Source organism: Clavibacter sp. AC415 (genome assembly GCF_979252985.1).
In genome coordinates this window covers 173,848-187,391 of record NZ_CEEDAR010000018.1, presented here as the reverse complement: position 1 = coordinate 187,391, position 13,544 = coordinate 173,848, and the positions used below count along the sequence as shown (strand labels likewise).

Annotated in this window: 9 protein-coding genes and 4 pseudogenes; 8 read left to right on the top strand and 5 right to left on the bottom strand. The window is 67.3% G+C overall.

From position 1 onward, the window contains the following. Positions 1–2: 2 nt before the first annotated feature. The 3 genes and pseudogenes from gnd to dnaA form a co-directional block, all read right to left on the bottom strand. Positions 3–890 (bottom strand): phosphogluconate dehydrogenase (NAD(+)-dependent, decarboxylating), encoded by an 888-nt coding sequence (gene gnd, locus ACZ411_RS11920; RefSeq protein WP_104289495.1) that lies wholly within the window; start codon positions 888–890, stop codon positions 3–5. 20 nt (positions 891–910) lie between these two features. Further along, positions 911–2,062: a DNA polymerase III subunit beta gene (gene dnaN / locus ACZ411_RS11915; protein ID WP_094114637.1), complete on the bottom strand. Its 1,152-nt coding sequence runs from the start codon at positions 2,060–2,062 to the stop codon at positions 911–913. Positions 2,063–2,711: 649 nt separating this feature from the next. After that, positions 2,712–4,144, bottom strand: a pseudogene (dnaA, locus tag ACZ411_RS11910) (chromosomal replication initiator protein DnaA). Positions 4,145–4,622: 478 nt separating this feature from the next. Between dnaA and rpmH the strand changes: the two are divergent. The 8 genes and pseudogenes from rpmH to ACZ411_RS11870 all read left to right on the top strand — a co-directional run bounded on the left by rpmH (position 4,623) and on the right by ACZ411_RS11870 (position 10,647). Continuing rightward, complete coding sequence (rpmH, locus tag ACZ411_RS11905) at positions 4,623–4,760, top strand: 50S ribosomal protein L34 (RefSeq protein WP_012039665.1); 138 nt, start codon at positions 4,623–4,625, stop codon at positions 4,758–4,760. A 3-nt stretch (positions 4,761–4,763) separates the two neighbouring features. After that, positions 4,764–5,105, top strand: a complete 342-nt coding sequence (gene rnpA, locus ACZ411_RS11900; protein ID WP_094116838.1) for a ribonuclease P protein component — start codon at positions 4,764–4,766, stop codon at positions 5,103–5,105. Then, positions 5,102–5,409, top strand: a pseudogene (yidD, locus tag ACZ411_RS11895) (membrane protein insertion efficiency factor YidD); the annotation flags it as partial. The gene rnpA and the pseudogene yidD, both read left to right, overlap by 4 nt. A 14-nt stretch (positions 5,410–5,423) precedes the next feature. After that, on the top strand, positions 5,424–6,386 hold the full coding sequence (gene yidC / locus ACZ411_RS11890; protein ID WP_094116836.1) for a membrane protein insertase YidC: 963 nt from the start codon (positions 5,424–5,426) through the stop codon (positions 6,384–6,386). Further along, a complete protein-coding gene (locus ACZ411_RS11885; RefSeq protein ID WP_464170854.1) occupies positions 6,383–6,934 on the top strand; it encodes a Jag family protein in 552 nt (183 codons plus the stop codon). The genes yidC and ACZ411_RS11885 overlap by 4 nt, the downstream gene beginning before the upstream one ends. A gap of 1,046 nt (positions 6,935–7,980) precedes the next feature. Continuing rightward, entirely contained in the window at positions 7,981–8,616 is a 636-nt protein-coding gene (gene rsmG / locus ACZ411_RS11880) for a 16S rRNA (guanine(527)-N(7))-methyltransferase RsmG (protein ID WP_104289491.1), read from the top strand. A 144-nt stretch (positions 8,617–8,760) separates the two neighbouring features. Then, a complete protein-coding gene (locus ACZ411_RS11875) occupies positions 8,761–9,642 on the top strand; it encodes a ParA family protein (protein WP_464170851.1) in 882 nt (293 codons plus the stop codon). Then, positions 9,642–10,647: pseudogene (locus ACZ411_RS11870) on the top strand (ParB/RepB/Spo0J family partition protein). Before ACZ411_RS11875 ends, ACZ411_RS11870 begins: the two are co-directional and overlap by 1 nt. 504 nt (positions 10,648–11,151) lie before the next feature. Here ACZ411_RS11870 and ACZ411_RS11865 read toward each other — a convergent pair. Both ACZ411_RS11865 and ACZ411_RS11860 read right to left on the bottom strand, forming a co-directional pair. After that, a complete protein-coding gene (locus ACZ411_RS11865) occupies positions 11,152–12,117 on the bottom strand; it encodes a D-alanine--D-alanine ligase family protein (RefSeq protein ID WP_464170849.1) in 966 nt (321 codons plus the stop codon). Positions 12,118–12,165: 48 nt separating this feature from the next. Then, a pseudogene (locus ACZ411_RS11860) lies at positions 12,166–13,487 on the bottom strand (aminotransferase-like domain-containing protein). Between the last annotated feature and the right edge of the window lie 57 nt (positions 13,488–13,544).

The window sequence follows — 13,544 nt, the reverse complement described above, 5'->3', positions numbered from 1 at the left end:
GGTCAGGACTTCTTCTGCACCGAGTGGCCGCCGAACTGGTTGCGCAGCGCCGCGACGGCCTTCATGGCCGGGGAGTCCTCCTGGCGGGAGGAGAAGCGCGCGAAGATCGACGCGCTGATGGCCGGCATGGGCACCGCGTTGTCGAGCGCCTCCTCGATGGTCCACCGTCCCTCACCGGAGTCCTGCACGAAGCCCTCGATGTCCTCGAAGCCCGGGTCCTCCTTGAGGGCCTTGACCAGCAGCTCGAGGAGCCAGGAGCGGACGACGGTGCCGCGCTGCCAGGCCTCGAACGTGCCGGTGACGTCCTTGATGATGTCGTTCCGTGCTGCGAGCAGCTCGTAGCCCTCCGCGAACGACTGCATCATCGCGTACTCGATGCCGTTGTGGACCATCTTCGCGTAGTGCCCGGCGCCGGAGTCGCCCACGTGGACGAAGCCCTCCTCGCGAGGGCCCTCGGGACGCAGCGCGTCGAAGACGGGCATGGCGCGCTCGACCTGCTCCTTCGGGCCGCCGACCATGAGGCCGTAGCCGTTCTCGAGGCCCCAGACTCCGCCGGAGACGCCGGCGTCGACGAAGTCGATGCCCTTCTCGGCCAGGAGGCCGGCGTGGGCGAAGTCGTCGGTGAACTTGGAGTTGCCGCCGTCGATGACGAGGTCCCCGGGCTGCAGGATCCGGGCCAGGTCTCCCACGACGTTCTGCGTGACCTTGCCGGCCGGCACCATGACCCACACCAGGCGGGGGGCGGGGAGCGCCGCGGCCAGGTCGTCGAGCGTCGCGACGTCGGAGACGTCGGGGTTGGTGTCGTATCCGGTCACCTCGATGCCGTTCGCCTCGAGGCGCGCGCGCATGCGGGCGCCCATCTTGCCGAGTCCGACGAGTCCGATGTGCATGTTCTCTCCTTGGTCGCGGTCTAGCGCAGCAGCAGGTTGGGCTGCAGCAGGTACCGGTAGTTGTCTGCTCCAGCCTGGTCCTTCGACGACTGACTGGTGATCAGCACCGGACCGGGCTTGTTCGGGTTGTCCGTCTTCGTGAACGACAGGCGGACGAACTCGGAGTGGACGGCGCCGAGGCCGTCCAGCAGGAACTGCGGCTTGAGCGAGACCACGGTGTCCACGCCGGTGAGGAGGGCGTCGATGCTCTCCGATGCCTGCGCGTGCTCGGAGCCGATGGCCTCCAGGGTGAGGCCGTCGATGGTGAAGGTGAAGCGGAGTGCGGCCTCGCGCTCGAGGACGAGCTGGACCCGGCGGGTGGCCTCGATGAGGTCGGCCGTGTTGATGACCGCGTAGTTGTCGACCGTGTCGGGGAAGAGGCGCTTGACCGGCGGGAAGTTGCCGCGGATGAGCAGCGACGTCACGGTCTTCCGGTCCGCGCTGAAGGCGATGAGCTGACGGTCGTCGGTGTCGGTGATGGCGACGGAGATGGTTCCGCTGTGCCCGAACGTCTTGCCGATCTCCTGCAGCGTGCGCGCCGGCACGAGCGCGGTGCGGCTGGTGCCGTCCGTCGTGGAGTCGCCGCCGTCCCAGTCGATCTCCCGGACCGCCACGCGGTAGCGGTCGGTGGCGATGAGGCCGAGGCTGGTCTCCCCCACCTCGAGCTGGACGCCGGTGATGACGGGGGTCACGTCGTCGCGGGACGCGGCGACGGCGACCTGCGCGACAGCGGCGGCGAACTGCTCCGCCGGCAGCAGGCCCGACTGCTCGGAGATCTGCGGCAGGGTCGGGTACTCCTCCACGGGCATGCTGAGCAGCGTGAAGTGCGCGGATCCGCACGAGACCGTGATCTTCGAGTCCTCGGTGGTGAACCGCACCGGGGCGTTCGGGAGCCGGTTCGCGATGTCGGCCAGCAGGCGTCCGGAGACGAGGACGCGGCCGGCCTCCTCGATGTCGGCCTGGATCTGCGTGCGCGCCGAGACCTCGTAGTCGAACGACGACAGCGTCAGTCCGTCCTCGGTCGCCTCGATGAGCACCCCGCTGAGGATCGGGAGGGTCGTCCGCTGCGGCAGGAGCTTGACGGCGAACGAAACCGCCTCGCTGAAGACGTCCCTGTTGACTTGGAACTTCACGTTGTGGACCCCTCGATGAGCGGAAGATTTGTCGCTCAATGCTAGCCGTGCCGTGAGGGGCGGCCGGGACCGCGGATCCGTCCACACCCCTGAGGTTCTTGGGCGACATCCAATGAAGGGTTCCTCAAGGACAACAGCCTTAACCGCTGTGGAATCTGTGGACAACTCCCGGATCCCCGGCGATCGAGCGGGAACTACACGTCTGGAAGTTGTGGGACGGGTGTGGAACGGGCTGGGGACTCGGCGGAACGACGTCGACGCGGGCGAGCCGGTTCCACAGGCGGCCTCCGCGAACCCACAACGGCTCCGGCGGTTCTCCACAGTTATCCACACTCTGTGCACACTGTGGGGAACGCCGCAGCCTCGGTCATGTGGCGCGTTCCCCGGCTCTCGAGCAGACGCTGGCGCACGCTCTCGCGGCTCATCGGTGCGGTGCCGATCAGCCCGACGCAGCCGCAGAAGCCTGGTCCGGTCGCTCGGGACACATGCGGTGGACCCCGGAGACATGGAGCCCGGGGACGTGGACGCTCGGCGGCGGTCCTGACGCGCATCCGCAGCTGCCGGGGACGACGAAGGGGCCGGACCCGACGGTCCGACCCCTGGTGCGTGCTCGGCCGCGCTCACCCGGCGGTGATGCGCGACGCGGGCGTCACATCTTGCCGTAGCGGTGGTTCTGCTTGATCCGGCTCGTGAGCTCCGTCACCTGGTTGTAGATGGAGCGGCGCTCCTTCATGAGCTCGGTGATCTTCTTGTTCGCGTACATGACGGTCGTGTGGTCGCGGTTGCCGAACAGCTGCCCGATCTTCGGCAGCGACAGGTTCGTCAGCTCCCGGCACAGGTACATGGCGATCTGACGGGCGGTGGCCACCGCCTGCGACCGCGACGACCCGTAGAGGTCGTCCACGGTGAGCTTGAAGTAGCTCGCGGTGTGGTTGATGATGTCGACCGGTGCGATGACGTTGTCCTCGTCCAGCGTGATGAGGTCCTTCAGGACCGTCTGCACGAGCGCGAGGTCGACCGGGGTCTTGTTCAGGCTCGCGAACGCGGTGACCCGGATGAGGGTGCCCTCGAGCTCGCGGATGTTCGACGTGACCTTCGTGGCCATGTACTCGAGGATGTCGTCCGGCACCTGCAGCTTCTCGCTCTGCGCCTTCTTGCGGAGGATCGCGATGCGGGTCTCGAGGTCGGGCGCCTGCACGTCGGTGATGAGGCCCCACTCGAAGCGCGACCGCATCCGGTCCTCGAAGCCCGTGAGGTGCTTCGGGGCAGGTCGCTGGTGATGACCACCTGCTTGTTGTGGTCGTGCAGGGTGTTGAAGGTGTGGAAGAAGGCCTCCTGGGTGGAGTCCTTGCCCTGGAGGAACTGGATGTCGTCGATCAGGAGGATGTCGTTGTCGCGGTAGCGCGACTGGAACAGCGACGACCGGTTGTTGGCGATCGAGTTGATGAAGTCGTTGGTGAACTCCTCGGAGCTCACGTACCGCACGCGGATGCCGGGGTAGAGGCTGATCGCGTAGTGCCCGATCGCGTGCAGGAGGTGGGTCTTGCCGAGGCCGGAGTCCCCGTAGATGAAGAGGGGGTTGTACGCCTTCGCCGGCGCCTCGGCGACCGCGACGGCAGCGGCGTGGGCGAAGCGGTTGGATCCGCCGATGACGAAGGTGTCGAAGCCGTACTTCGGGTTGAGGCGGGAGTCGCCGCGGGACGGCGACGCCGGGAGCCCGGGGTTGTCCGTCGGCGCGGTGATGGTCGGGGTCTCGATGTACGGCTGCTCGGCCGCCGGCTCGGGGTGCTGGGCGAAGGCGTCCTGCGCGATCTCGGGGTTGACCACGATGGCGAAGTTGCTGACGCCGGCCGCCTCGTCGAGGGAGCCGATGGCGTTGAGGAGGGGGACGCGGATGCGCTGCTCGAGCATGCCGCGGGTGAGGTCGTTGGGGACCTCGAGGTAGAGGGTGCCGGTCATGACGCCCTTGGGTTCCACGAGGCTGATGAACCCGTGCAGCTGCGGGGTGATCCGGTCGTCCGCGGTGAGGGCGGCGAGCACCTTCTGCCAGATCGCGTGCGTCGGGTCGGAGCGGTCGGACATGTTTCCCCATCTGCCGTCACCGGGCGGGGTCCCACGGCGGATGCCGGGGCCGCCACGCGGTGCGCGGGCTGCTGTCGACGCTGGAAGGGCGTCGCGGTCGAGCGTGCGGCGTCCGTCCCCGGAGGCTCCGGGGGTGCGGACCGTCCCGGCAGCGCGACCGCGGACAGCATAGTTACTCACAGGGTTATCCACCCTGTGTGCGAACGGGCCGTCAGCACCGCGCGGGCGACACCCGACGCGTCGCGGCCACGCCACACGGTAGCCACTGTCGGGGATCAGGACAAATCGACCCTATCCACGACGGCATGTCAATACCGGCCGATCGGCTCTCCGTGTGGATAATCGCGATCCCGCCCGTGGGTTTGACCGGAAGGCCCTCGCCCCGTAGATTTAGGCAGTTGACCCAGCCTGTCGAGGCTGCCCCATCTTCCCAGCCGCACTCGTCGGCCCCGTGGACCAACCTGAGTGGAGACTCACCGTGAGCAAGCGCACCTTCCAGCCGAACAACCGCAAGAAGGCCAAGAAGCACGGCTTCCGCCTCCGCATGCGCACCCGTGCCGGCCGTGCCATCCTCGCCGCCCGCCGTGGCAAGGGACGCACCGAGCTCTCCGCGTAGCACGTGCTCGCTCGGCGGAACCGCGTGACGAGCGGTGCGGACTACCGCACCATCGTCAGGCGGGGCCGCCGCTCGACGACGGCGACCGCGGTGGTCTCGGCACTGGCCGGACCCGCGGGATCGCCTGCCCGGTTCGGGTTCATCGTCTCCAAGAAGGTCGGCAACGCCGTCACGCGCAACCTGGTGCGACGACGCCTCAAGGCGGTCTCCGCCGGGCTGCTGCCCTCCGTGCCCCCGGGGACGTCCATCGTGATCCGCGTACTGCCAGGCATGGAGCAGACGCCGTGGGTTACCCTGCAGGAGGAGATGGCGTCAGCCGTGACGCGGGCCGTGAGGACGATATGAAGAGGGTACTGACCTCCATCGTCCTGGCGCCCCGGAACGCGGTGATCGCGCTGATCACCCTCTACCGGCGTGCGGTCTCCCTCTCTATGGGGACGTCTGCAGGTACTACCCCTCCTGCTCCGCCTACGGCCTCAAGGCCGTGCAGGAGCACGGCGTCCTCCGCGGAGGCTTCCTCGCCGCATGGCGTGTGTGCCGATGCCACCCCTGGGCGGAGGGCGGCATCGACGACGTCCCCGCTCGTCGGGTCCCGCAGTATCGACGCACGAGGCTCGGATTCGTCGTCGCACCCAGCCACGGAAAGGGGCTAACGACCACCTCATGGACTTCCTCGGAACGATCCTGTGGCCGATCAAGTGGGTCATCGAACTCATCCTGGTCGGCTTCCACACGCTCTGGACCAGCCTCGGGTTGGATCCCGACAACGGTGCCACCTGGGTGCTGTCCATCGTGGGCCTCGTGCTCGTGGTGCGGGCGGCGCTCATCCCCATCTTCGTCCGCCAGATCAAGAACCAGCGCCGCATGATGGAGGTCGCGCCGCAGCTGAAGAAGATCCAGGACAAGTACAAGGGCAAGCGCGACCAGTTCTCCCGCGAGGCCATGTCCCGCGAGACCATGGCGCTCTACAAGGACACCGGCACCAACCCCCTCAGCAGCTGCCTTCCCCTGCTGCTGCAGATGCCGATCTTCTTCTCCCTCTACTCGGTGCTCCACCGGGCCGCGGTCGAGGAGCTCCCGGGCATCGGCTTGCTCAACGCCCAGCTCTCGCGTTCGTTCGGCGAGTCCGTGTTCCTCGGAGCGCCGCTGCAGTCCGCCATCTCGACGGCGAACGGCAACATCACCGTCATCGTGATCGCGACGACCATGGTCATCCTCATGAGCGCGTCCCAGTTCATCACGCAGCTGCAGATCATGGCCAAGAACATGTCCGAGGAGACCAAGGCCAGCCCGATGTTCAAGCAGCAGCGCATCCTGCTGTACATCCTCCCCCTGGTCTTCGCCGTCTCCGGCATCGCCTTCCCCCTCGGCGTCATGTTCTACTGGCTCGTCTCGAACTTCTGGACCATGGGCCAGCAGTTCCTCGTCATCCGCAACATGCCGACTCCCGGGAGCGAGGCCGCGCGTGCTCGTGAGGCGCGTCTGGCCAAGAAGGGCAAGCTCGTGGCTCCGGAGGGCTCCACGGAGTCGGCGACGATCGTCGTCGAGGAGCGCAAGCCGGCGCAGCGTCAGCAGCCGGTGGGCAAGAACCGTGCCAAGAAGCAGGCGGGATCCAAGAGCCGATGAGCGACACGACCGACACCTCGACCCCCGACATCGCGGTCCCCGACGCATCCCCCACGCAGTCCCCGGACGGGCTGGTGGCAGCTCCTGAGGGCGCCGCTGCTGTGGACGAAGGGGACATCGCGGCGGACTACATCGAGGAACTCCTGGACATCTGCGACCTCGACGGCGACATCGACATCGATCAGCGCGGTGGCAGGGCGTACGTCTCCGTGGACGCGGCCGACTCCGAGGATCTCCGTCTGCTGTCCAACCCGGAGACCGTGACGGCGTTGCAGGAGCTGACGCGTCTCGCGGTGCAGAACAAGACGGGTGCGTTCAGCCGTCTGATCCTCGACGTGGGCGGCTCGCGCGATGCCCGCCAGGTGGAGCTCGCGCAGCTCGTCGACCGAGCTGTGGAGCGCATCTCGGCGGGCTCGACTAGCGCGTCGCTGCCGCCCATGTCGTCGTACGAGCGCAAGCTGGTGCACGACATCGTCGCGGAGAAGGGCTACACGTCGGAGTCCGAGGGCGAAGGCCGCGACCGGCATACGGTGATCAGCAAGGCCTGATCCGCCGGCTGCATTCGAGGAGGCTCGTTCCTGACGGAACGGGCCTCCTTCGTCTATGCGGTGTCCTTGAATAATACAGACGTGTTACCAAAATTGTGGCGCTTTGCGAAGGGCGATGCCGACCGGTGCCGCGGAGGTGTCACGCGGTCTGCGTTCCACTCCCCCTGGGTGCTGCTGATTTTCGCCCGGGTCGTCGCTCATTCTGGACGCTCGTCTCCGCGCGGTGATCCTCGGCGGCTGGCAGCGGACTAAAGAGGGTCGTCGATCGGGGCTCAGTCAGTGGACACCGCACGCTGGTAGGTGCGAGAGACCCGACGAGGTGCAGGACGTCGTGTCGGGCGCCGATAGTGGTGTCGTGTTTCACGTGAAACTAGCGACACGTTCGCGCGGCGACACGGTCGCGCGGCGACACCGGCGGGCCAACTAGCGTGGCGCTGGTAGTCCGGCTGTCGGCATGGTGGGTGTCAGGTTCGTTCTACGTCCTTGTCCGCGGGTAGATATGACTGTTGCGGTCACTGACCTGCGGAAGTCGCCGCGGAGTCGAATCCGATCAAGTGGGTTCAGTGGCACTGGGTTGTTCTGGTGGGTGTCGCGTCACCGGTTGGCTGCAATGGAGGTCGCCTGACGAGACCGCAGGGCATGTTTCACGTGAAACACGATGCAACAGCATGTCAGAGGACTCATTACAGCGAAAGCTGATCGCATTGATCCCACTAGGACGACGACACAACTTTCAGCCACACCGTGCTGTGAGATGCGGCGCCAGGCGTACGACGTGCCCGCTTCCGAGCTGGGTGCCCCGCCATTCAGAGTGAGGTATCCCTGCAAGCAGCAACTCTGAGTTTCACGTGAAACATCTAGCGCCAGACGCTGTGAGTCGGCATGCGCACGTGAGCATCGCGCATCAGTGCGGGGTGCGTATACCTCGACGGATCGCCGCTAAACTCGGACGATGCTGGTTGTGCCGGACGCGATCGAGATGACCGCAGGCCCGATGCGGCTCAATCTAGGGCATCTACGACGCACGACCACAGGATGGATCAAGAATGCCCGATGAGGTCCTGATCGAGGCGGAGCCCGCGGTCGCCGCTGAGTTGTTCGGAGCCCGCATCGACGTGGCCCGCGAGTTCACGCGTCAACTAGGGGAGCGGGGTGAGGAGCTCGGCCTGATTGGCCCGCTGGAGCCGCCTCGCCTGTGGACCCGTCATGTCCTCAACTCGGTTCTCCTTGCGCCGCTGCTGCGCCCGGGCCTGGTCGGCGACATCGGATCCGGTGCAGGACTTCCGGGTCTGGTCCTCGCCATCGCCCGTCCTGATGTGGAGTTCGTGCTCATCGAACCCATGGAGCGCCGCGTAGCGTGGCTCGAGGAGCAGGTGCAGCATCTGGACCTGTCCAATGTCGCCGTCCGACGTGCCAGGGCCGAGGACGTGGCGCGCGCCTACACACTCGATCAGGTGACAGCACGTGCGGTCAGCGCGTTCTCCAAGTTGATTCCTCTGACCGTGCCGCTGGTTCGAACTGACGGGGAACTGGTCCTGATGAAGGGCGCCAATGCCGAGCGTGAGGTGGAGGCGGCGAGCAAGGCCATCCGGAAGTTCCACTTGGAGGACGTGGAAGTGCTCACCCTTGGCGCGGGTCAGGTCTCCGAGATCACCAGGGTGATCAGGGCTCGTGTCGCGTGATCGGCAGGCGTGTACTCAAAGAGAAAAACCTGACCAGCTGTGCATTTGTAGCAACATCAGTGCCACGAACAGCCATGTTCCACGTGAAACATCACAAATGTCAGAGTCAAGGAGTGGTCATGTCCATACGAATGGGGGATCCTCGTGGATGACGAACTCAGCCCGATCGCGCGGGAGATCTCGGAGACCAGCCGACGCCGCAAGGCACTCGCCGGTCTGATCCTCCCGCGACCTCCGGCGACCCGGGTACTGACGATCGCCAATCAAAAGGGGGGCGTCGGCAAGACCACGACCACCGTCAACCTGGCTGCGGCGCTGGCCAAATCCGGGTCGCGAACCTTGGTGATCGACCTCGATCCACAGGGCAATGCGTCCACGGCTCTGGGCGCCGATCGGTCGACGGAACTCCCCAGCGTCTACGACGTACTCGTGAACGACGTCCCGATCTCGGAAGCCATACAACGCAGTCCCGAGTTCGACACGCTCTTCTGCGTTCCCGCGACCATCCACCTCGCCGGTGCGGAGATCGAACTGGTCACTCTGGACCAGCGCGAGCGTCGTCTCCGAGCGGCATTGGACGCATTCCTGGCCTCTGATGCCGGTCGAGACATCGACTACGTCCTGATCGATTGCCCGCCCTCGCTCGGCCTCCTGACCATCAACGCCTTCAGCGCTGCGAAGGAGGTGCTCATCCCCATCCAATGCGAGTACTACGCGTTGGAGGGTCTCAGTCAGCTCTTGTCCAACATCGAGCTCATCGCCCAGCACCTGAACCCGGAGCTGGAGATGAGCACGATCCTCCTCACCATGTACGACGGCCGGACGAACCTCGCTCAACAGGTGGCAGCGGAAGTCCGGGAGCACTTCCCGCAGCAGACTCTCACCACGCTCATCCCACGATCGGTGCGCATCAGCGAGGCACCGAGCTACGGCCAGAGCGTCATCAGCTACGACCCCAACTCTCCCGGCGCCCTGTCCTATCTGGAAGCGGCAGCCGAGATCGCACACCGAGGAGCTCAGAAGTAATGGCAACGAAGAGAACCGGCCTGGGACGCGGCATCGGAGCCCTCATCCCGACCTCCGATGAGCGAAGCCGACCCGTCGACGTCTTCTTCCCAGACAGCGTCGGCGCGGGTGCGCCGAGCGGTGTCCAGGGTGGCGCATCCACGGCATCGTCCACGAAATCCGGTGATCCGGAGCTCGTCGAGGTGCCGGGCGCACGCCTGGCGAACCTCGATCCCGCGGACATCACGCCCAACGCGCAGCAGCCGCGGACCGACTTCCGACCGGATGAGCTCCAGGAGCTCGTCGTGTCGATCCGGGAGTACGGAGTGCTCCAGCCCATCGTGGTCCGGCCTCTCGGTTCGGATGCCAAGGGCAAGGCGAGGTACGAGCTCGTCATGGGCGAGCGCCGGTTGCGCGCCACGAAGGAGCTCGGGCTTCCCACGATCCCCGCGGTCATCAAGGACACGGCCGACGAGTCGATGCTCCGAGACGCCCTCCTCGAGAACCTCCACCGGTCGGAGCTGAATCCCCTGGAGGAGGCCAGCGCCTACCAGCAGCTGCTCGCGGACTTCGCCATCACGCAGGATGAGCTGGCCCAGCGTCTGGGACGTTCACGGCCCCAGATCACCAACACGATCCGTCTGCTCCGCCTTCCGCAGGAAGTCCAGCACCGCGTCGCTGCCGGAGTGCTCTCCGCCGGCCACGCTCGGGCGATCCTGTCGTCGGGGGACGAGGAGGCCATGCGCCACCTTGCCGACAAGATCGTCAACGAGGACCTCTCCGTGAGGGCGGCGGAGGCCGCGGCCCAGCGCGGTCAGCGCACGACCACGCCACGGAAGAGCGCCGCGTCGTCTCGGGACGGCGCATCTCGACGAGGCGGCCCAGCGCATCGGCGACCACTTCAACACCAGTGCGCGCGTCACGATGTCGGCGCAGAAGGGCCAGATCGTCATCGACTTCGCGACGCTCGGGGACCTCATGCGCATCGTGCAGGAGATGGGCATTCCCGGCGGCGAACCGGTCTGAGGCGCGACTCGCCACGTCAGGATGGCTGCCGAGACGTCTCTGTTCGGGTGACGCGACGAAGCGGGGCCTGGCGATGCTGTCGTGGCCGACGACTGCCACGCACTCGGGCATCGAACGCCACGTGCCATGCGTGAGCGAGCAGGGAGCCGTGCGTGCTCCACGCGCCTCACTGGCCCGCTGGGACTACATCTCGTCTCGACCGCGAGGCAGTCGTCGGCCACGCATGAACCCGTCGGCAGCCCGTACACCGGTCAGTGTGACTGACCGGCGTGGGCGTGACACGCGGGATCAGTCAGACACGCGGGATGAGTCAGACACGCGGGATGAGTCAGACACGCGGGATGAGTCAGACACGCGGGATCAGTCAGACACGCGGGATCAGTCAGACACGCGGGATCAGTCAGACACGCGGGATCAGTCAGACACGCGGGATCAGTCAGACACGCGGGATCAGTCAGACACGCGGGATCAGTCAGACACGCGGGATGAGTCAGACACGCGGGATCAGTCAGACGAGGGGGCGCCGAGGGCCGCCTCGGCCAGGCGGCGGTACAGCTCGCCGACCTCGACACCAGCGGCGGCGAGACCCTGGGGGAGCAGGGACGTCTCCGTGAGGCCGGGGATGACGTTCACCTCGAGGAACCACGGGGACCCGTCAGCGTCGACGATGATGTCCACCCGGGAGATCTGCCCGATCCCGAGCGCGACATGGATCCGGACCGCGGCGTCCGCCACGGAAGCGGCCGCCTCCGGGGAGATGCGCGCTGGGGTGTAGAAGCGGGTCAGCCCGGCGTTGTAGCGCGCCTCGTAGCCGTACACGCCGGACGTCGGCACGATCTCCGTGGCCGGCAGGGCCTCCGGCCCAGCCCCCGCGTCCAGCACGCCGATGGCGATCTCGGTGCCCTCCACGAGCTGCTCGATGAGGGCGACGTCTCCGTACGTGTAGGCGTCCACCATCGCCCGGGGGAGGGCCTCGGCGTCGCGGACGATGGTGACTCCCTGGGCCGAGCCCCCGCGGGCGGGCTTGACGGCGTACGGAGCCGGGAGGGCCTCGGTGACGAGGCGCAGCACGGCAGCGGCGCCCAGCTCGCGGAAGGTGTCCTTCGGCAGGGTGATCGAGCGCGGCGTGCGAAGACCCGCCGCTTCCGCCAGCGCCTTCGCGGTCGGCTTGTCCCAGGCGAGACGAGCGGATCGCGCGGAGGATCCGACGTAGGGCACGCCCGCCAGCTCGAGCAGGCCGAGGAGGGCACCGTCCTCGCCGCTCGCGCCGTGCAGGACCGGCCAGACCACGGCGGGAGGCGTCTCCCGGAGGAAGTCGAGCAGGGTCGCATCCGGGTCGCGCAGGGTGGCGTCGACCCCGACGCTGCGCAGCGCATCGGCGACCCGCCGGCCGCTGCGCAGCGATACGTCGCGCTCGTGGGAGATGCCGCCGGCCAGGACGACGACGGAGAGGGGGTCGTGTGCGGTCATGATGCTCGATCCAGTCGTGGGCGGTGTCCGAGGGCGTGAGGGGTGGGCTCAGTCCAGATCCGGGGGCGGCGCCGCCACGGAGGTGGTGGGGCGCGAGGCGAGTGCACCCGTGCCGGAGAACGTGCTGAGGAGGTCCAGCTCGTCGTCGATGACGGTCGACATGCGTCGCACCCCCTCGCGGATGCGCTCCGGAGTCGGGTAGCAGAACGACAGGCGGATGGCGTCGCGCCCTCGGCCGTCCGCGTAGAACGCGGTACCCGGCGTGTAGGCCACCAGGGCAGTTACCGCGCGGGGCAGCATCTGCTTCGAGTCGAGCTGCTCGGGCAGCTTCAGCCACACGTAGAAGCCGCCGTTCGGAACGGTCCAGCTGAGGCTCGGGAGGTGCTCCTGGAGAGCGGAGAGCGTCGCGTCGCGCCGCTCGCGGTACACACCGCGGAAGGTGTCGATCTGGCCCTTCCAGTCCGAGGCGTGCAGGTACTCGGAGATGATGAGCTGGCTGAAGGAGCTGGGGGAGAGGACCGCGGACTCCTGCGCGAGGATCAGCTTCTCCCGGATGGCGTGCGGTGCCAGTGCCCAGCCGACCCGGAAGCCGGGGGCGAGCGTCTTCGAGAACGACCCGAGGTAGATGACCCCCTCGTCGTCGAGGCTCCGCAGGGCGTCGGGCGCCGGGCGGTCGAACCACAGGAGGCCGTAGGGGTTGTCCTCCAGGACGAGGATGTCGTTCGACCGGCAGATCTCCAGGATCTCGGGACGACGCGCCGCCGACATGGTGACGCCGGCCGGGTTGTGGAAGTTGGGGACCGTGTAGAGGAACTTGATGGTGCGGCCCTCGCCGCGGATCCGCGCGATGGCCTCGCGCAGGGCCTCCGGGACGAGGCCGTCGTCGTCCATCACGACGTGCTCCACGACGGCCTGGTAGCTGCGGAACACGCCGATCGCCCCGACGTAGCTGGGCGCCTCGGCGAGGATCACGTCACCCGGGTCGATGAAGAGCTTCGTGACGAGGTCGAGCGCCTGCTGGGACCCCGTGGTGGTGACGATGTCGTCCACGCTGCCGCGGATGCCCTCGAGCGCCATGATCTCCAGGATGTCCTCGCGGAGCTCCGGGTCCCCTGTCCGCCGCCGTACTGGAGGGCGACGGGGCCGCGCTCGCGCATCACCTTCTCCATCGCCGTGACGATGAGCTCCTGCGGGAGGGCGGAGACGAACGGCATGCCGCCGGCGAGGGAGACGACCTCCGGGCGCGAGGCCACGGCGAAGAGGGCGCGGACCTCGGAGGCGCTGAGGCCCGAGGTCCTCTCCGCGTAGTGGGGGAACCAGGGGTCGAGGTTGGTGCCCGCGGGATCGCGGGGGGTGCCTGCAGGTGTCACGTCACGTCTCTCACTGTCCGATTGCCGTCCAGCCTAATGGGCGGCCCCGCGCGGTCC